This window comes from Amycolatopsis sp. A1MSW2902 (assembly GCF_017312175.1).
Lineage (GTDB): Bacteria > Actinomycetota > Actinomycetes > Mycobacteriales > Pseudonocardiaceae > Amycolatopsis > Amycolatopsis nivea.
Window position 1 is genome coordinate 8,094,107 of record NZ_QJPO01000001.1, and the last position, 17,081, is coordinate 8,111,187.

At 68.1% G+C, this 17,081-nt stretch carries 20 protein-coding genes and 1 riboswitch; of the genes, 10 read left to right on the forward strand and 10 right to left on the reverse strand.

Annotated features, from left to right (window positions below):
• The first annotated feature begins 104 nt into the window (after positions 1-104).
• Both DMP23_RS37860 and DMP23_RS37865 read left to right on the forward strand, forming a co-directional pair.
• The gene (locus tag DMP23_RS37860) at positions 105-854 is read left to right on the forward strand and encodes a GntR family transcriptional regulator (protein WP_009084055.1); all 750 of its coding nucleotides are present in this window, start codon (positions 105-107) and stop codon (positions 852-854) included.
• 4 nt (positions 855-858) lie between these two features.
• Positions 859-2,346 carry an MFS transporter gene (locus tag DMP23_RS37865; RefSeq protein WP_337823871.1) on the forward strand — a complete coding sequence of 496 codons (1,488 nt, stop codon included), beginning with the start codon at positions 859-861 and terminating at the stop codon, positions 2,344-2,346.
• A 24-nt stretch (positions 2,347-2,370) separates the two neighbouring features.
• Here the strand turns inward: DMP23_RS37865 and DMP23_RS37870 are convergent, their stop codons facing one another.
• Positions 2,371-2,799: a MarR family winged helix-turn-helix transcriptional regulator gene (locus tag DMP23_RS37870; RefSeq protein ID WP_337823872.1), complete on the reverse strand. Its 429-nt coding sequence runs from the start codon at positions 2,797-2,799 to the stop codon at positions 2,371-2,373.
• 87 nt (positions 2,800-2,886) lie between these two features.
• Between DMP23_RS37870 and DMP23_RS37875 the strand changes: the two genes are divergently transcribed.
• On the forward strand, positions 2,887-3,576 hold the full coding sequence (locus tag DMP23_RS37875; protein ID WP_337823873.1) for an SDR family NAD(P)-dependent oxidoreductase: 690 nt from the start codon (positions 2,887-2,889) through the stop codon (positions 3,574-3,576).
• A 220-nt stretch (positions 3,577-3,796) separates the two neighbouring features.
• Here the strand turns inward: DMP23_RS37875 and DMP23_RS37880 are convergent, their stop codons facing one another.
• Entirely contained in the window at positions 3,797-4,741 is a 945-nt protein-coding gene (locus tag DMP23_RS37880) for a threonine ammonia-lyase (RefSeq protein ID WP_337823874.1), read from the reverse strand.
• A gap of 154 nt (positions 4,742-4,895) precedes the next feature.
• Between DMP23_RS37880 and DMP23_RS37885 the strand changes: the two genes are divergently transcribed.
• On the forward strand, positions 4,896-5,675 hold the full coding sequence (locus DMP23_RS37885) for a hypothetical protein (protein ID WP_337823875.1): 780 nt from the start codon (positions 4,896-4,898) through the stop codon (positions 5,673-5,675).
• Between the two features lie 268 nt (positions 5,676-5,943).
• Here the strand turns inward: DMP23_RS37885 and thiE are convergent, their stop codons facing one another.
• Positions 5,944-6,609, reverse strand: a complete 666-nt coding sequence (thiE, locus tag DMP23_RS37890) for a thiamine phosphate synthase (protein ID WP_337823876.1) — start codon at positions 6,607-6,609, stop codon at positions 5,944-5,946.
• Positions 6,610-6,639: 30 nt separating this feature from the next.
• Positions 6,640-6,746, forward strand: a riboswitch (TPP riboswitch).
• On the opposite strand from thiE, the gene thiO reads away from it, so the two are divergent.
• The 3 genes from thiO to DMP23_RS37905 all read left to right on the forward strand — a co-directional run bounded on the left by thiO (position 6,743) and on the right by DMP23_RS37905 (position 8,786).
• Positions 6,743-7,831, forward strand: coding sequence for a glycine oxidase ThiO (thiO, locus tag DMP23_RS37895; RefSeq protein ID WP_275295525.1), 1,089 nt, complete (start codon positions 6,743-6,745; stop codon positions 7,829-7,831). It overlaps the preceding riboswitch by 4 nt.
• Positions 7,831-8,031 carry a sulfur carrier protein ThiS gene (gene thiS, locus DMP23_RS37900; RefSeq protein WP_037361904.1) on the forward strand — a complete coding sequence of 67 codons (201 nt, stop codon included), beginning with the start codon at positions 7,831-7,833 and terminating at the stop codon, positions 8,029-8,031. The genes thiO and thiS overlap by 1 nt, the downstream gene beginning before the upstream one ends.
• Positions 8,032-8,033: 2 nt before the next feature.
• Positions 8,034-8,786 carry a thiazole synthase gene (locus tag DMP23_RS37905; protein ID WP_337823877.1) on the forward strand — a complete coding sequence of 251 codons (753 nt, stop codon included), beginning with the start codon at positions 8,034-8,036 and terminating at the stop codon, positions 8,784-8,786.
• 1 nt (position 8,787) lies between these two features.
• On the opposite strand, the gene DMP23_RS37910 is transcribed toward DMP23_RS37905, so the two are convergent.
• Positions 8,788-9,288: a zinc-binding dehydrogenase gene (locus tag DMP23_RS37910; protein ID WP_337823878.1), complete on the reverse strand. Its 501-nt coding sequence runs from the start codon at positions 9,286-9,288 to the stop codon at positions 8,788-8,790.
• A 104-nt stretch (positions 9,289-9,392) separates the two neighbouring features.
• On the reverse strand, positions 9,393-10,337 hold the full coding sequence (locus DMP23_RS37915) for an NAD(P)-dependent alcohol dehydrogenase (RefSeq protein WP_337823879.1): 945 nt from the start codon (positions 10,335-10,337) through the stop codon (positions 9,393-9,395).
• 57 nt (positions 10,338-10,394) lie between these two features.
• Between DMP23_RS37915 and DMP23_RS37920 the strand changes: the two genes are divergently transcribed.
• Both DMP23_RS37920 and DMP23_RS37925 read left to right on the forward strand, forming a co-directional pair.
• On the forward strand, positions 10,395-11,018 hold the full coding sequence (locus tag DMP23_RS37920; RefSeq protein WP_037807937.1) for a TetR/AcrR family transcriptional regulator: 624 nt from the start codon (positions 10,395-10,397) through the stop codon (positions 11,016-11,018).
• A gap of 144 nt (positions 11,019-11,162) precedes the next feature.
• Complete coding sequence (locus DMP23_RS37925) at positions 11,163-11,594, forward strand: MarR family winged helix-turn-helix transcriptional regulator (RefSeq protein WP_037718524.1); 432 nt, start codon at positions 11,163-11,165, stop codon at positions 11,592-11,594.
• Here the strand turns inward: DMP23_RS37925 and thiD (DMP23_RS37930) are convergent.
• On the reverse strand, positions 11,591-12,424 hold the full coding sequence (thiD, locus tag DMP23_RS37930) for a bifunctional hydroxymethylpyrimidine kinase/phosphomethylpyrimidine kinase (RefSeq protein ID WP_337823880.1): 834 nt from the start codon (positions 12,422-12,424) through the stop codon (positions 11,591-11,593). The genes DMP23_RS37925 and thiD (DMP23_RS37930) overlap by 4 nt on opposite strands.
• Positions 12,425-12,536: 112 nt before the next feature.
• On the opposite strand from thiD (DMP23_RS37930), the gene DMP23_RS37935 reads away from it, so the two are divergent.
• On the forward strand, positions 12,537-13,544 hold the full coding sequence (locus DMP23_RS37935; RefSeq protein WP_443111313.1) for a phosphatidylinositol-specific phospholipase C domain-containing protein: 1,008 nt from the start codon (positions 12,537-12,539) through the stop codon (positions 13,542-13,544).
• Here the strand turns inward: DMP23_RS37935 and DMP23_RS37940 are convergent.
• From DMP23_RS37940 to DMP23_RS37955, 4 genes are all read right to left on the reverse strand, one after another.
• Positions 13,541-13,744 (reverse strand): hypothetical protein, encoded by a 204-nt coding sequence (locus DMP23_RS37940; RefSeq protein WP_037807930.1) that lies wholly within the window; start codon positions 13,742-13,744, stop codon positions 13,541-13,543. The two genes, DMP23_RS37935 and DMP23_RS37940, sit on opposite strands and share 4 nt — an antisense overlap.
• Before the next feature lie 16 nt (positions 13,745-13,760).
• Positions 13,761-14,585, reverse strand: a complete 825-nt coding sequence (gene thiD, locus DMP23_RS37945; RefSeq protein WP_337823881.1) for a bifunctional hydroxymethylpyrimidine kinase/phosphomethylpyrimidine kinase — start codon at positions 14,583-14,585, stop codon at positions 13,761-13,763.
• On the reverse strand, positions 14,582-16,225 hold the full coding sequence (gene thiC / locus DMP23_RS37950; RefSeq protein WP_337823882.1) for a phosphomethylpyrimidine synthase ThiC: 1,644 nt from the start codon (positions 16,223-16,225) through the stop codon (positions 14,582-14,584). The genes thiD (DMP23_RS37945) and thiC overlap by 4 nt, the downstream gene beginning before the upstream one ends.
• 253 nt (positions 16,226-16,478) lie before the next feature.
• Complete coding sequence (locus DMP23_RS37955) at positions 16,479-17,045, reverse strand: peptide deformylase (RefSeq protein ID WP_043827268.1); 567 nt, start codon at positions 17,043-17,045, stop codon at positions 16,479-16,481.
• Positions 17,046-17,081 lie beyond the last annotated feature (36 nt).

The following is a 17,081-nucleotide window of genomic DNA, read 5'->3' on the forward strand; positions in this document are numbered from 1 at the left end:
TCAGGTCTAGACCAATGCTAGCCGGGCGGAGCGGGTCGGGAGAAGGGTACGTTTCCTCACGGGGCAGTGGCGCGTTTAATGTGGGAAGACTGAGGGAGCCGGGCATGCTGGAGACACCCCCCGCGAGCGAGGCGGGGACTGCTGCGCGAGGGCAGCGCGAACCCAAGTACTGGGCGCTGAAGCAGCATCTGCTGGACCTGCTCGACGCACTGCCGCCGGGATCGCCGATCCCGACCGAGCGGGCGCTGGCGGGAGAATTCACCGTTTCGCGCACCACCGTGCGCCAGGCGCTGGCGGATCTCACCGCCGAGGGCAGACTGCACCGCGTCCAGGGCAAGGGCACCTTCGCCGCCGAGCCGAAGCTCGCGCAGCGGCTGCAGCTGTCCTCTTATACCGAGGACATGCGCAAGCAGGGCCTGAAGCCGTCGTCCCAGTTACTGGAACTCGAAGAGCTTCCGGTCGAGGGCGAGATGACGAAGCTGCTGCAGCTGCGCAACGGCGCGAAGATCCTGCGGCTGCGCCGGCTCCGGCTCGCCGACGGCCAGCCGATGGCGCTCGAGACCACGCACCTGCCGCTCGGCCGGTTCCGCGGGCTGCGCAAGCACATCACCGCGGGCGGTTCGCTGTACGCGGTGCTGCGCGAGCATTACGGCGTCGAGCTGGAGCGCGCGGAGGAGACGATCGAGACGTCGCTGGCCGGGCCGCAGGAAGCGGAGATCCTCGGGGCGGACGTCGGCATGCCGGTGATGATGCTGACCCGGCATTCGTTCGCCACCGACGGCAAGCCGGTCGAGTTCGCCCGCGCGGTCTATCGCGGCGACCGGTACAAGTTCGTCACCACGCTGCTGCCCTGATCGAGTGCGCGCCGACGTTCGCTGGGGCACGCCCGCGGCTCGCGGCGTGCTCTGGACGACCATCCTCGGTTCGGGGATGGCGATGCTCGACGGCACGATCGTGAACGTCGCACTGCCCCGGATCGGCGAGGAGCTGGGCGCGTCCGTCGCCGGTCTGCAGTGGATTCTCGACGGCTACCTGCTGGCGCTGGCCGCGCTGATCCTGGTCGCCGGATCGCTCGGCGACCGCTACGGCAGGCGGCGGGTGTACCTGATCGGGGTCGTGTGGTTCGGGCTCGCGTCCGGGCTGTGCGCGGCGGCGACGTCGACCGAACTGCTCGTGCTGTTCCGGGTGCTGCAGGGAATCGGCGGGGCGTTGCTGACGCCGGGTTCGCTGGCGATCCTGCAGTCGTCGTTCTCGCACGAAGACCGCGCGCGGGCGATCGGTTCGTGGTCCGGGCTCGGCGGAATCGCCGCGGCGGTCGGCCCGCTGCTCGGCGGACTGCTGGTGCAGGCGTGGTCGTGGCGGCTGGCGTTCCTGATCAACCTGCCGCTCGCGGTGATCGTCGTGCTGATGGCGCGGCGGTTCGTGCCCGAATCGCGCGATACCGCGGCGACCGGGCATCCGGACTACGTCGCCGCTGCGGTCGGCGCGCTCGGGCTGGCCGGGGTGACCGGTGCGCTGGTCGAGGCGCCGGTACGCGGGATCGGCGATCCGGTCGTGCTGGTCGCGCTGGTGGTCGGTGTCGCCGGGCTCGGGATGTTTCTGTGGCTCCAGCACCGGGCTGCCGAACCGCTGGTGCCGCCTTCGTTGTTCCGCGACCGGACGTTCACGCTGTCGAACGCACTGACGTTCGTGGTTTACGCGGCGCTCGGCGGCGTGATGATGCTGCTGGTTCTGCAGCTTCAGGTGTCGCTGGGGTATTCGCCGACGCTGGCCGGGCTGGCCGGATTGCCGATCACGGTGATCATGCTGCTGCTCTCCGGCCGGTCCGGGGCGCTCGCGCAGCGGATCGGACCGCGGCTGCAGCTGGTGGTCGGGCCGATCGTCGTCGGCGTCGGAATGTTGCTGCTGACGCGGGTCGGGCCGGGGTCGTCGTACCTCGGGTCGGTGTTGCCCGCGGTGGTGGTGTTCGGGCTGGGCCTGGCCACTGTGGTCGCCCCGGTGACCGCGACGGTGCTGGCCGCCGCCCCGGACCGGTACGCCGGGGTCGCCTCCGGGGTCAACAACGCGATCGCCCGATCGGGTGGACTTCTGGCGGTGGCAGTCCTGCCCGCCGCGGCGGGTCTGACCGGTTCGGCTTACCGCGATCCCATCGCGCTGACCGCCGGATGGCAGACGGCGCTGGTGATCTGCGCGGTGTTGGCGATCGTCGGCGGGCTGATCGCGTTAGGAATTCACAACGGGGTGCTCGGCGCTGCCGAATCGGACGATTCGCCGCATCCCGGGGATTGTCTGCATTGCGGGGTGGAAGGGCCGCCCACGCACGTCCATCCGGGCGGGCATCGCTGATTTTTCGTGGGGATGCTGGCTCGCCTACGTGGTGCTGCGGGATCGGGTGACTAGCCGGGTCTCGATGCCCTGCAAGGCAGTGATCAAGGCGCTGGCCTCGGCCGGCTTCGTTCCCTCCAGCAGGGCGGACCACGTGTCGCGCAGCCGTTGCAGGTTTTCCGCTGCTTTTTCGGTGGGGTAGAGCCGCACTCGGCGCGCGTCGTCGGGATCGGCTTCGCGGCGCAGCAGGCCCTTGTTCTCCAGGCCCCGCACGGCTCGGCTGACGTTGCTGGAGATCATCTGGGTCGCCTCGGCCGCGGCGTTGACCGTCGTTCCCGGGTGCCGGTCGACGAACCGCATCACCGCTCCTTCCAGCGGCGTTCCCGACTCGGCGTTGGCTTCCTTGGCGGCGTTGATGTGCCGGGCCACCGCGAGGATCAGGTCGGCCAACTCGAAGAGCTGTTCGTCTTTCACCCGGCTAGCGTAGCCCAATACCTATCGTTTGACAGGTATCTCTCCGGCGACGTAGATTAGCTATCAATTGATAGCTAAGGGGAAGTCATGACTACAGGCAAGAGCGCGTTGATCATCGGGGCGTCGCGGGGGCTCGGCTACGCGCTGGCCGCCGAGTTCCTCCGCCGCGGCTGGCAGGTCACCGCGACCGAACGCACGCCGTCCGCACTGCACGAGCTGGCCAAATCGGCCGAGGGCAGGTTGACGGTGGAGACCGTCGACATCACGGCGCCCGAGCAGGTCGCCGCGCTGCGTGCCCGGTCGGGCCGGTTCGACCTGCTGTTCGTCAACGCCGGGACCAACTACACGACCGACCCCTCGGCGACCTTCGCCGACGTGTCCACCGAGGACTTCACCCAGGTCATGGTGACCAACGCGCTGAGCCCGATGCGCGTTGTCGAAACCCTGCAGGACCTGGTTCCCTCGACGGGCACCATCGGCGTGATGTCGTCGGGCCAGGGCAGCGTCTCCGGCAACACGAACGGCGGCTTCGAGGTCTACCGGGCGAGCAAATCCGCGCTGAACCAGCTCATGCGCAGCTTCGCCGCACGGCACGCCGACGACCCGCGCACCCTGCTGCTCATGGCGCCGGGCTGGGTGAAGACGGACCTGGGCGGCCCGAGCGCGCGGCTGACCGTCGACGAGAGCATCCCCGGAGTCGCCGACACGATCGAAGCTTGGGCGGGCAAGGGCGGGCTGCGCTACCTGGACCGGCAGGGGCAGACCGTCAACTGGTGACCGGCCTTGAACATCCCCAATGCCACTTTGGGTGCGCTAGACGCACCGAATGCCGCATTGGGTGCGCTAGATGCACCGAACGCCACATTGGGTGCGTCAGATGCACCGAACGCCACATTGGGTGCGCTAGACGCACCGAATGCCACTTTGGGTGCGTTAGATGCACCGAGCGCCGCATTGGGTGCGTCAGATGCACCCAATGCGGCATGGGGGCGCTCGGCTAGGCGAGCAGTTCGGCCAGCATCGCCGGATCGATGTTGCCGCCGGAAACGACCGCGACGGTGCGTCCGCCGGGGAGTTCGTCGGCGTGGTGCAGGTAGGCGGCCGGCGCGGTCGCGCCGCTGGGTTCCGTCACCAGGCGCCCCTGCTGGGCGAGCGCGCGGACCGTGTCGCGGATTTCGTCCTCGGTCACCGTGATCACGCCGTCCAGCACGTGCCGCAGGTGCGCGAACGTGAGCTCGGACGGTTGGGCGCGCAGGCCGTCGGCGATGGTGCGGGCGCGGTCCGTGATCGGCCACTCCACGATCTCGCCCGCGGCGAGGCTGGCGGCGGTGTCGGCGGCCAGTTCCGGTTCGACGCCGTAGACCTTCGCGTTCGGGCACTTCGCCTTGATCGCCACGCCGACCCCGGAGGCGAAGCCGCCGCCGCTGATCGGGACCAGCACGGTCTCGACGTCCGGGAGGTCCTGTGCGATCTCCAGCCCGACGGTGCCCTGCCCGGCGATGATGTCCGGGTGGTCGAACGGCGGGATGAGCGTGAGGCCGCGTTCCTCGGCGAGGGCGAGCGCCGCCGATTCCCGTTCCGCGATCGGCACTTCGCGAACTTCCGCGCCCCAGCGGCGGGTCGCTTCGACCTTCAACCGCGGCGTGACATCCGGCACCACGATCACCGCGGTGATCCCGAATTCGCGCGCGGCGTAGGCGACCGCTTGCGCGTGGTTGCCGCTCGAATACGCGACCACGCCGCGTTGCCGTTCGGCGTCGGTGAGCGCGGCGATCGCGTTGTACGCGCCGCGGATCTTGAACGCGCCGATCGGTTGCAGGCTCTCGGGTTTCACCCAGAATTCGCCGGGAACCCAGAGCTGGCGCAGCAGCGGGGTGTGCACCGCGGTGCCCTTCAGCCGTCCGGCCGCGGTTTCGATGTCGGAGATCGTCACGAGGTGCATGAGGCGAGTATGTCAGGAAAGTGTGAGCTCTAGTCCATCCATTGTGGACAGTCAACGTGGCGTCCCTCACGCCGGGGCAACGAAGGGAGCACCTCGGACGACTTAACCGTTGAAGAAGCAGGGAACAGGGCTGGGAAACGATCAGATCGGAATCATGAGCGAGGAGCAGAAGGAAACCGCGGAGGACAAGAAGAAACTCCGCATGACCTCGGTGCTCGCCGCGGCGCTCGCGGCGGTCACCGCCGCGTTGCTGGGTTCGACGCTGGGGGTCGCGGGAACAGTCATCGGCGCCGGGGTGGCCAGTGTGGTCAGCACCGTCGGCGGCGAGTTGTACCTGCGGTCTTTGCAGCGCACTCGCGATGCCGCGCGGAAGGCGATGGAGACGGCTGCCCGGCGCAGCAGGGGCGCGCTGGTGCCGGTGGAGGCGGTGCGGGAATCCGGTTCCGGCGACGCGGCGACGGTGCATGTCGACGCTGACGTGGCGAACATGCCTACGGTCCGGTTGCGTCCCACTGAGCCGGATGCGGTCGAAGGTCTGGGCGAGAAGCTGCGGAAGATGCGGTGGCCGTTGATCATCGCGTCCAGTGCGGTCGCGTTTGTCGTGGCGTTGGTGGTGCTGGTGGGGATTGACTGGACGACTAAGGGGAATGTGCCGACTGGGTTGATTCCTCGGCAGCCGGAGACCAGTCAGCAGCGGGATGATCATCCGGACAACACGCCCAGTACTCAGCCGCAGGCGCCGCCGACTGGGGAGTCTCGGTCTAACGGTTCGACGTCTACGCCTACTACTACGGCTAGTGCGCCGCCGTCTTCGCAGGCTACGCGGGAGAGTCAGGCACCGACTTCTTCGTCTAAGCCGTCTAGTAGTTCGCAGGCGCCTAGTGGTAGTCAGACGGCTACTGCGCCTGTGGTTCCGTCTAATGGTGGGGAGTAGCTCGTCGCCTGGCGGCGACATTGCGCACGGTGGTTGCGTGGGGCACCCCGAAGTTTGATTGTGCTGACGGTTCGGGGGTGCTTGTCAAGGCGGGAAAGATGCCTTGACAAGCACCCCCGAACCGCAGGGGAGCTTCGTATCGGGGTGCGGGGGAGGTGTGGGTGCCTCGATAGCGGGTGCATCGGCTGCGGTAGAGGGGCTGGGTGTTTCGCTCGTTGGGTGCACCGGTGCGGTTGGGTGGCCGGCTTGGGTGCGTCGGCGGGCGTGGTTATCCCAGGTGGGCTCGTAGGGTTTGTGCGGCTGCTTTGGGGTCTTCCGCCTCGGTGATTGCTCGGACGACGACGATGCGGGTCGCGCCTGCGGCCAGTACTTCGGGTAGGCGGGGTTCGTCGATGCCGCCGATGGCGAACCACGGGCGTTCGGTGTTGCTCGCTGCGGTTGAGCGGACTAGGTCCAGGCCGGGGGCGAAGCGGCCGGGCTTCGTCGGGGTGGGCCAGCAGGGGCCGGTGCAGAAGTAGTTCACTCCTGCCTCGGTGGCGGCTGCTGTGGCTTGCTCCTCCGAATGGGTGGATCGGCCGATGACTACGTCGTCGCCCAGGACTCGTCGGGCCAGGGAGACGGGGATGTCGTCTTGGCCCAGGTGCAGGACGTCGGCGCCGACGGCCAGCGCTACGTCCGCTCGGTCGTTCACCGAGAGCAGCGCTCCGTGTCGGGCGCAGGCCTCTGCCAGGACTTCCAGTGCTGCGATCTCCTGCTTGGCCTCGAGCGGGGAGCCGCCGGTCTTGTCCCGCAGCTGGATGATGTCCACGCCACCCGCCAAGGCTGCGTCGGCGAACTCGGCCAGGTCGCCTCGGGACGTGCGGGCGTCGGTGCACAGGTACAGCCGGGCGTCGGCTAGCCGGGTGCGAATTTGGTCTCCGGTCAAGGCAGGCATGGCGGTGACGTTACCCGCGCGCTACGGTGTGGGAGTCCGCACGGGAGCCCGAGGCAACGGGCTGAGAGGGAGCTGCCGCTCCGACCGTGGAACCTGATCCGGGTCATGCCGGCGCAGGGAGCGTGATTCCACTGTGAACACCAGCACCACAACCGTCACTGTCGTCGGCGGCGGCGTCATCGGGCTGTCCGTCGCCTGGCGCGCGGCCGCTCGCGGATGGCGCGTCACGGTCGTCGACCCGGAGCCCGCGCGCGGCGGGGCGTCCTGGCTGGCCGGCGGGATGCTCGCACCGGTCACCGAGGCGTGGCCGGGCGAGGAAGCCGTGCTCAGCCTGGGGGAAGCGTCGCTGCGGCGCTGGCCAGGCTTCGCACGCGACCTCGCCGACGAGGGCACCGATCCCGGGCTGGCCGAGCACGGCACGATCGTCGTCGGGTTCGACAGCGCCGATGCCGGGCACCTCGACATCCTCGCCGGGTACCTGCGTTCGCTCGGCCGCGACGTCGAGACGCTCACCGGTCGCGAGGCGAAGCGGCTCGCGCCGGGCGTCGGTGCGGTGCGCAGCGGCCTGCACGTACCGGGTGATTTAGCCGTGGACAACCGGAAACTGCTCACAGCGCTGAGCGAAGCGGCTACGAAGCGTGGGGTCGAGTTCCGGCGCGAGCGGCTCGAGAGCCTTTCCGACGTGTCCGGCCCGGTGATCCTCGCCGCGGGGGCGTGGACCGGACAGCTGCATCCGTTGCTGGAGCACGCCGTACGCCCGCTGAAGGGCGAGATTTTGCGACTGCGTCCGCGTCGTGGCTGTCTGCCGCCTCCGCCGTACACGGTGCGCGCGATGGTCGAAGGGCGGCCGATCTATCTGGTACCGCGAGAAGACGGCGAACTGGTCCTTGGCGCGACGCAGTACGAAGCCGGTTTCGATCAGGCTGTCACCGCGCGCGGCGTACGCGAGTTGCTGGAAGGCGCGGAACGTATTCTGCCCGGCATCACGGAGTACGAACTGGTGGAAGTCGCCGCCGGACTGCGCGCCGCGAGCCGCGACGCTCTGCCCTACATCGGCGAAGTGAGCGAAGGCGTGTACGCGGCGACAGGACATCACCGCAACGGTTTGCTGATGGCGCCCGCGACTGCGGACGCCGTGGTCGCGTGGCTGGCCGGCGAAGCCCCGCCGCCGGAGGTCGCCGCGGCGACGCCCTCCCGTCTGGTCGAGAAGGAGCGAGTCTGATGGAGATCAAGGTCAACGGCGAATGGCGGGAATTCCCCGACGACAGCACCGTTTCCGCGGTCCTCGACGCGCTGGGAGCGGAACGCCGGGGTGTGGCCGTCGCGGTCAACGGCGAGGTCGTGCGGCGTGGCGAATGGGAAGAAGCGGTCGTGCCGAAGGGCGCGCAGCTCGAAGTGCTGACCGCGGTTCAAGGAGGTTGAGCATGGACGACCTGATCATCGGCGAACACAAGCTGTCGTCGCGACTGATCATTGGCACCGGTGGCGCGGCGAATCTCGAAGTGCTGGAACGAGCGCTCGTCGCGTCGGGCACCCAGCTCACCACCGTGGCGATGCGCCGAGCCGACGCCGAAGGCGGCTCGGGCGTACTGGAGCTGTTGCGGCGCTTGGACATCGAGCTGCTGCCGAACACCGCAGGCTGCCGCACGGCGGCGGAAGCCGTGCTCACCGCCCAGCTGGCCCGCGAGGCGCTCGAAACGAACCTGATCAAACTCGAGGTGCACGCCGACGACCGCACCCTGTTGCCGGATCCGCTGGAAACCCTGGAAGCAGCCGAACGCCTGGTGGCGGACGGATTCACGGTGTTCGCGTACACCAACGACGACCCGGTGCTCGCTCTGCGCCTGGAGGAAGTGGGCTGCGCCGCGGTGATGCCGCTCGGTGCTCCGATCGGTACTGGGCTGGGAATCCGGAACCCGCACAACATCGAACTGATCGTCTCGCGCGCGTCGGTGCCGATCGTGCTGGACGCGGGGATCGGCACCGCGTCGGACGCCACGCTGGCAATGGAACTCGGCTGCTCGGCGGTACTGCTGTCGACCGCGGTGACCCGCGCGGCGGACCCGGAACGAATGGCCTTGGCGATGCGGAGCGCTGTGGAGGCGGGGTACCTGGCGCGAGGTGCGGGAAGGGTCCCGCAGCGGTTTTGGGCGCAGGCGTCCAGTCCGCCTCGCTGAGCTACACCTCGACGACGATTCTGACGCGCACACCGCCGCTTTCGAGCGTGCGGTGTGCGTCGGCGATATCCGCCAACGGAAACACCCGGTCCGCCAACGGTCGCACCAACCTGGCGGTGACCCGCCGGCTCAGGTCGGCGAGCAGGTCTGCCTTCGGGTTCCCGTGTCGGAGGAACGGTTCGTGAGTGGCTTGAAGCGAGAACTCCTGTGGTCGAGTGATCGGCACTTCAGGGTCTGGTCCTATGGTGCCGGGCACTCGGTGCTGGAATTGAGGACAACGGAATGGTGCGAACGCACGGATCCTGATATGGACATTATTAAGATCCTGTTTTTCGGCGTTTCGGAAATGGGATTGAGCATCGGACACGGCGGCCCAGTGGCTCTGTGGTCTGTTGACCAGTACGGTTCGTATCAACCTCGGTCGAGGTATCCGCGCTTGCTTGTCGAGATTGACGGTGGTGAGCGGAAGGGCTTCGCTGATGCCGCCAGCCTGCACATTCATCGGGAGAATCAGAGCGGCGTCCAGCTCGAGTGTCTCTTCAAGGCTAACGCGGGAAAGGCTTAACAGCTGGTCGGCCAGGGTGCGTCAGCGCCGGTGCGCGCACTTCACGGAACTGCGATCACCACCTTGCCGCGCACCCCGCCTTCCTCGAGTGCTCGATGCGCCCCCGCGATATCCGCCAGCGGAAACACCCGGTCCACCAACGGCCGCACCAGTCCGGCGGTGACCCAGCGGCTCAGGTCGGCCAGCAGGTCTGCCTTCGGATTGCCGCTGAACCCCCGCACCCACCGTCGACGTCGTAGCGAATTGGCCGCGACATAGCCAACCGCACGGACCGGACGGTTGAGGTCGAACGCGATCGCGACCATCCTTCCGCGCGGGGTCAGCAGTTGCCGGAACGTGTCTAGGTCTCGGCCCACGGTGTCGAGGATGACGTCGAACTTCCCCAGGTCACCCGGATCGCGGTAGTCGAGTGCGACGTCCGCGCCGAGGTCCCTTGCCAGTTCAAGATTTTTGGCGCTGGTAAGACCGGTCACGTACGCGCCCATTGCCTTGCCGAGTTGTGTGGCCACAAAGCCGACCCCGCCGGTCGCACCGCGGACCAGCAGGCGTTCGCCCGGTTTCAGATGGGCCTTGTCCCGCAGTGCGGTGATCGCGGTGATGCCCGCCAGCAGCGACGCGGCCTGCGCGGGATCCAGCCCGGCTGGCACGTGGTCCAGTCGATCCGCGGCCAGCACGTGGTACTCGGCGGCGGTGCCCATCCGTCGCCCGCCGCCCCAGACTAGGTCGCCGGGTGTGAACCGGCTGGTTCCGGGATCGACGACCTCACCGACCAGGTCTACGCCGATTCGCTTGGGGAAACGCTTGCCGCTGAACGGAAGCAGTTTCCCGGACCGCATGGCGAGTTCGCCGCCGTTGACTGTCAGCGCGCGCACTCGGACCAGGACTTCGCCGGGGCCGGGCGTCGGTGTCGGAAGGGTGGTCTCGCGCAGGACTTCCGGTGGCCCGTAGCGGTCGTAGGTGATGGCGCGCATCGAAGTGGAAGGCATGTTCCACTTCTAGCACGGAAAGTGGAAAGGGTCTTCCGATTCGCGTAAAGTGAGAGGGTGCCGGAAAAATCGACTCGGTTGCGCACCGACGCCGCCCACAATCGTGCGCACCTCCTCGAGGTCGCCGAGCGCACGTTCGAGACCGAGGGGCTCGACGTGTCGATGAGCGAGCTGGCGCGCCGCGCGGGTCTCGGCGTCGCCACGGTGTACCGCCATTTCCCGACCAAGGCCGACCTGGTCGCGGAAGCCTTCGCGGAGCCGATGGCCGAGTGCGCGGGCATGCTCGACGAGGCGCTCGCCGACCCCGATCCGTGGCGTGGGTTCTGCCGGGTGATCGAGGAGGTGTGCTCGATGCAGGCGCGCAACCACGGTTTCTCCGCCGCGATCGTGACCGCGCTGCCGGATCAAGCCGCCTTCGCCGAGTTGCGGGACCGGGCGTTGCGGGCGTTCGCCGAGTTGATCCGCCGGGCGCAGGACGCCGGTGCGCTGCGGGCCGACTTCGCGGTTTCCGACCTGTCGTTGATCTTGCTGGCGAACGGCGGGCTGCGATCGGGCGCGGGAGCCGCGGCACCGGCGGCGTCGCGGCGGCTCGCCGGCTACCTGCTGCAGTCGTTCCGGGCGGAGGCCGCCGCGCCGCTGCCGCCGCCCGCGGAGCTGCCGCTTGACGTGTCGGTGCTCTGAATGGGGCGGCCAAGCTGCACAAATAGTCGGGTTGTGGTGATTTCGCCCGCGCTTGACACGGATTGAGCACGGGTACGCCGTATGGTTGACGGCACCCTTTCCGGCGCACCCAGCGGCGGGCACCAGCGTCAGAAGGAGCCGATCGTGACTCTTTCCTCGGTCCAGGACGTAACGGGCCGGTTGTATCTAGCGGTGGGGCGGCTTTCCCGCTCGCTGCGCCAGGCGGGCGCGCCCGGGCCCGGACACGGGTCGATTTCCGCGCTGGCCACGCTCGTCCACTTCGGCGAACTGCGCCTCGGCGACCTCGCCGCGAAGGAAGGCGTCGCGGCGGCCACGATGTCGCGGATCGTGGCCACCCTGGTGGAGGCCGGTTACGTCACGCGCGAATCCGACCCGGTCGACCGGCGCGCCTGGCTCGCCCGCGCCACCGAGGAAGGCGAACGCCTCGTCTCCGGCGTGCGGTCCACCCGCGTGCAGGAACTCAACCGCCGCCTCGACCGGCTCACGCCCGAGGCCCGCGAGTCGATCATCGCCGCGCTGCCCGCGCTGGAAGCCCTGATCTCCGACGAGGGCTAGCGCTCTTCCGGGGCCAGCCGCCAGAACGCCGACACCGGGCCGACTTTCGCGCCCATCGGGTACGAGTGTTCGACGGCCTGCGACACGAACCACTTGGCGTAGCGCGCCGCCTCGACCACGGGCATGCCTTTGGCCAGCCCGGCGGTGAGCGCGGACGCCATGGTGTCGCCGGCTCCGTGCGTGTGCGGCGTCTGCCAGCGCGGGCCGGGCAGCTCCACGAACGTCGAACCGTCGAAGAGCAGGTCGACGCACTCCGGGTCGGACTGCAGGTGGCCGCTCTTCACGAGCACGTACTTCGGGCCCAGCTGGTGCAGCACGACAGCCGCGGTGTGCATGCCTTCGCGGTCGGTCACGGTCATGCCGGTGAGCAGCCGCACCTCGTCCAGGTTCGGGGTGAGGACGGTGGCGCGCGGCAGGAGTTCGTCGCGCAGCGCGGCGAGGCCGTCGTCGTCGAACAGCGACTGGCCGGTCATCGCCGCGGCCACCGGGTCGACCACGAACGGGATCGCGCCGTCGCGCCCGATCCCGGCCTTGTCGCAGGCCGCCGCGACCGCGTGGATGATCTCCGCGGACGCGAGCATGCCGGTCTTCGCCGCGCCGACGCCCATGTCCGCCGCGACCGCCTCGATCTGCCCGGCGACGATGTGCGGCGGGAGGTCGGCGCGGTCGTGCACGCCGAGCGTGTTCTGGACGGTGACCGCGGTGACCGCGACCAGGCCGTGCACCCCGCAGGTGAGGAAGGTCCGCAGGTCCGCCTGCAGTCCGGCGGCCCCGCCGGAATCCGATCCGGCGATGGTGAGCGCGGAGGGCGGGCTCGGGTTCTCAGTCATGTGCGCGTTCCGACTTCTGGTCTGGTCCATTGAGGCAACTGTGCTTCATTCACAGTCCACCACGATGGCACAGTAAACGTTCGTGCTGGTCCCCGTGACGAAGGAGACATCAGTGAAGCTCGCCGCGGCCGGTCTCCTGCTCCTGTCCACGCTGGCGGTACCGGGGGTCGCCAGCGCGGACAGCCCCCAGCTCTCGCACGTGACCACGGTCGGCGTGCACAACACCTACGACCCGGCCGCGTACCCGTACCTGGCGCAGGCGCTGGACAATGGCTCGTCCCTGCTCGAACTCGACGTCTGGCCGGACTTCTTCACCCACGAGTGGAAGGTCAGCCACTCCAGCCCGCTGGGCAACGGCAACAACTGCGTCGACGCGCACACCGCGGCCGACCTTTACTCCGGCGGGACCAACAAGGACCTCGAATCGTGCCTGGACGACATCCGGATCTGGCTCGGTGCCCATCCCGGCCGCGGGCCGCTCACGGTGAAGATCGAAATGAAGACCGGATTCTCGGCGAATACCGGCCTCGGTCCGGCTCAGCTGGACGCCGCGTTCCGCGACCATCTCGGCGACGCGGCGTTCAAGCCCGCGGATCTGCTCGGCAGCCACGCCACGCTGGATGAAGCGTCCAAAGCGGACAACTGGCCGACGCTGGACGCGTTGCGGGGCAAGGTGCTCACCGAGATCATCCCCGGCACCGTCGAAGAAGGAAACCCGACCGACACGCTGCACACCGATGTCGAGTACGTCCGTTACCTGCTGGACCAGAAGGCGGCCGGGAAGCTGAATTCGGTCCAGATCTTCCCGACCGTGCACGGTGCCGCCGGCGGCGATCCGCGCGACAAATACACCGCGGAGCAGAAACCGTGGTTTGTCGTTTTCGACGGAGACGCGAGCGAATGGCTCGCGAAGGCCGGAATGTCCTGGTACGACGAAAACCACTACTACGTGGTGATGACGGACGCCCAGAACGTCGCGCCGGCCATCGACGACCACAACCCGACCGTCGACCAGGCGACCCAGCGCGTCGCCGAACTGGCCAAACAGCACGCGTCCGTGGTGACGTCCGATTGGACCGGCCTCACGACCGTGCTGCCGACCGTGGATTCGCGCGGTTAGAAGCGCGGCGGCGGCTTCAACACCGACATCCGGTATTCGTACACCGCTTGCGCTTCGGCGATCCCCGGGCGCGGCGTGACGCCCGATTTGCGGATCGTTTTGACCGCCGAAGCGGTGCGGTGCTCGGTGACCAGGCCGTCGACCTCGTGCTGCACCTCAAGCGGCAGCCGCGCCCACAATGCTTCCGGTGTCTCGCTCATCCGGCCAGTGTCGCATTCACTGCGGATTCGCGAGCCGCCAGAACGGGGAAACCGGGCCGACCCCGGCACCGAGCGGATACGCCTCCTGGACGCAGCGTTCGATGAACCGTTTAGCCTCCGCGACCGCGGTGGGCACGTCCGCGCCCTTCGCGAGCGACGAGGTGATCGCGGATGCCATGGTGTCGCCGCCGCCGTGGGTGTTCTCCGTGTCGATGCGCGGTCCGCTCAGCTCGATGACCGACGAGCCGTCGGTGAGCAGATCGACGCAGTCGGCGGCGTCGTAGAGGTGCCCGCCCTTCACCAGAACCCACTGGGAACCGAACTCCAGCAACGCTTCCGCAGCGGCGCGCTGGCTCTTCGCGTCGGTAACGCTGACGCCGGTCAGCAGCCGGACCTCGTCGAGATTCGGCGTGATGAGCGTGGCGCGCGGAAACAGTTCGGTGCGGATCGCTTCCAGCGCTTCTTCACGGAGTAGCGCGTGGCCGGTCATCGACGCGGCCACCGGGTCGACTACGAACGGGGTGTCCGTAGTGCGTCCAATGTGGACTTCATCCAGCGTTTTCGCTACTGCCTGAATGATGTCCGCGGTAGCGAGCATGCCGGTCTTCGCCGCGTTGACGCCCATGTCCTCGGCGACCGCTTTGATCTGCGCGGTGACGACGTCGACCGGGATCTCGGAAAACCCTTGCACGCCCAGCGAATTCTGCACGGTGACCGCGGTGAGCGCGACCAGTCCGTGCACGCCGTTGGCGAAGAACGTGCGCAGATCCGCCTGCACGCCCGCACCACCGCCGGAATCGGATCCGGCGATGGTGAGGGCGGTACGAGGGGTGACTGTCACTGGTTGACCACGGGCAGGTAGACCTTGTTGCCCTGCTCGGAAAACTCCGCGGACTTCTCGGCCATGCCCGCCTCGATCGCCTCCACAGAGGACAGACCGTGCTCCTCGGCGTACTTGCGCACGTCCTGGGTGATCCGCATCGAGCAGAACTTCGGCCCGCACATCGAGCAGAAGTGGGCTGTCTTCGCCGGTTCCGCGGGAAGCGTCTCGTCGTGGAAGGACCGCGCGGTGTCCGGGTCGAGCGACAGGTTGAACTGGTCGTTCCACCGGAATTCGAAGCGGGCCTTGGACAACTCGTCGTCCCAGTCCTGCGCGTACTGGTGGCCCTTGGCGAGGTCGGCGGCGTGCGCGGCGATCTTGTAGGTGATCACGCCGGTCTTCACGTCGTCGCGGTTGGGCAGGCCGAGGTGCTCCTTCGGCGTGACGTAGCACAGCATCGCCGTGCCGTACCAGCCGATCTGCGCCGCGCCGATCGCCGAGGTGATGTGGTCGTACGCCGGGGCGATGTCCGTGGCGAGCGGGCCGAGCGTGTAGAACGGGGCCTCGCCGGTGAGCTTTTCCTCCAGCTCCACGTTTTCCTTGATCTTGTGCATCGGCACGTGGCCGGGGCCTTCGATCATCACCTGCACGTCGTGCTCGCGCGCGATGTGCGTCAGCTCGCCGAGGGTTTCCAGTTCGGCGAACTGAGCCCGGTCGTTGGCGTCCGCGATCGAGCCGGGACGGAGGCCGTCGCCGAGGGAGAACGTGACGTCGTACTCGCGCAGGATCTCGCACAGCTCGGAGAAATGCGTGTACAGGAAGGATTCCTGGTGGTGCGCGAGACACCAGGCGGCCATGATCGAGCCGCCGCGGCTGACGATGCCGGTGACCCGGCGCGCGGTGAGCGGGATGTAGCGCAGCAGCACGCCCGCGTGCACCGTCATGTAGTCGACGCCCTGCTCGCACTGCTCGATCACGGTGTCGCGGTAGATCTCCCAGGTGAGCTTTTCCGGCTCCCCGTTGACCTTTTCGAGCGCCTGGTAGATCGGCACGGTGCCGACCGGGACCGGCGAGTTGCGCACGATCCACTCGCGCGTCTCGTGGATCCGCTTGCCGGTGGAGAGGTCCATGATCGTGTCGGCTCCCCAGCGGGTGGCCCACACCATCTTGTCGACCTCTTCCTCCACAGAGGACCAGACGGCCGAGTTTCCCATGTTGGCGTTGATCTTCACCAGGAAGTTCTTGCCGATGATCATCGGCTCGGTCTCCGGGTGCTTGCGGTTGACCGGAATCACCGCGCGACCGCGGGCGACCTCGTCCCGCACGAACTCCGGAGTGCAGCGTTCGCGCGCGGCGATGAACTCCATTTCCCGGGTGACGACCCCGGCTTTGGCCCAGCCGAGCTGGGTGTTGTGCTCCCGTCCGTCAGCCCAGCCGGAGCGGAGCGGGTGCAGTCCATTGTGGACATCGATGTTCGCGTCCGGATCGGTGTAGGGGCCGGACGTGTCGTACACGTCGAAATGCTCCCCGTTCGACAGGTCGATCCGCCGCGCCGGAACCCGCAGTCCGGATTCGGTGCGGTGGTAGACCTTCCGCGAGCCGGTGATCGGCCCGGTGGTGACGGACGGGGCGATGGCACCCTGGTTTTCCAGCGTCGTCAACGACGTTCACTCCCTACGCCGGCATTACCCGGTCAGGTTCATGCGGTCGGTGACGCCGGGTGTCCGCGAGATGGACACCAGCCACCCTCTCAGCCCGCCAAGGCGCGAGCTCCCGCGTTGCATTCGGTTGAGGTTGCTTGTCCGACGATGCCATGCGGTGTCGGGTTGACACAACCCTCCCGCCCGTCTGGCCGAAGCACAACGAAGGCCTCCCCGGTGATTTCGGGGAGGCCTTCGGGGAATTCGGCGCGGGTCAGGCGTCGGCGGGTTCCTTGGGCGGCAGCCAGGTCAGGCCGGGAACGCCCCACTTGTTCTTCTTGAGCATCTTCTTCGCCGCGCGCGCGTGGCGGCCGACGAGCCGGTCCAGATAAATGAACCCGTCGAGGTGATCGGTCTCATGCTGCAGGCACCGCGCGAAGTAGCCGGTGCCCTCGACCTCGATCGGATTTCCCTCGACGTCGAAGCCGGTCACCTTCGCCCACGAGGCGCGCCCGGTCGGGTACGACTCGCCCGGGGCCGACAGGCAGCCCTCCCAGTCGTCGTCCGGGTCCGGCATGGTCTCCGGGATCTCGGAGGTCTCCAGCTTCGGGTTGACCACCACGCCCTTGTGCTCGACACCCTCGTCGTCCGGGCAGTCGTATACGAACACCCGCAGGTCGAGCCCGATCTGGTTGGCGGCGAGGCCGACGCCCTCGGCCGCGTACATGGTCTCGAACATGTCCTCGACGAGGGTGGCGAGTTTGTCGTCGAACTCGGTGATCTCGCGTGTGGGCTGGTGCAGCACGGGTTCGCCGGCGATGCAGATGGGGTGGACGGTCACGGACGCCGAGTTTAGTCGGACCCTTCTGGTACACCT

Bases quoted from the DNA above. Each gene is read 5' to 3' on its own strand.
- DMP23_RS37880 (WP_337823874.1), bottom strand. From the start codon at position 4,741: ATGCACCTCGTGACGATCTCCGACATCGAAACCGCGGCCGGACGGCTG.
- DMP23_RS37915 (WP_337823879.1), bottom strand. From the start codon at position 10,337: ATGCCTTCCACTTCGATGCGCGCCATCACCTACGACCGCTACGGGCCA.
- DMP23_RS37940 (WP_037807930.1), bottom strand. From the start codon at position 13,744: ATGAGCGAGACACCGGAAGCATTGTGGGCGCGGCTGCCGCTTGAGGTG.
- DMP23_RS37860 (WP_009084055.1), top strand. From the start codon at position 105: ATGCTGGAGACACCCCCCGCGAGCGAGGCGGGGACTGCTGCGCGAGGG.
- DMP23_RS37875 (WP_337823873.1), top strand. From the start codon at position 2,887: ATGACTACAGGCAAGAGCGCGTTGATCATCGGGGCGTCGCGGGGGCTC.
- DMP23_RS37885 (WP_337823875.1), top strand. From the start codon at position 4,896: ATGAGCGAGGAGCAGAAGGAAACCGCGGAGGACAAGAAGAAACTCCGC.
- thiD (WP_337823880.1), bottom strand. From the start codon at position 12,424: ATGACTGAGAACCCGAGCCCGCCCTCCGCGCTCACCATCGCCGGATCG.
- DMP23_RS37905 (WP_337823877.1), top strand. From the start codon at position 8,034: ATGGACGACCTGATCATCGGCGAACACAAGCTGTCGTCGCGACTGATC.
- thiE (WP_337823876.1), bottom strand. From the start codon at position 6,609: ATGCCTGCCTTGACCGGAGACCAAATTCGCACCCGGCTAGCCGACGCC.
- thiS (WP_037361904.1), top strand. From the start codon at position 7,831: ATGGAGATCAAGGTCAACGGCGAATGGCGGGAATTCCCCGACGACAGC.
- DMP23_RS37910 (WP_337823878.1), bottom strand. From the start codon at position 9,288: ATGAATGTGCAGGCTGGCGGCATCAGCGAAGCCCTTCCGCTCACCACC.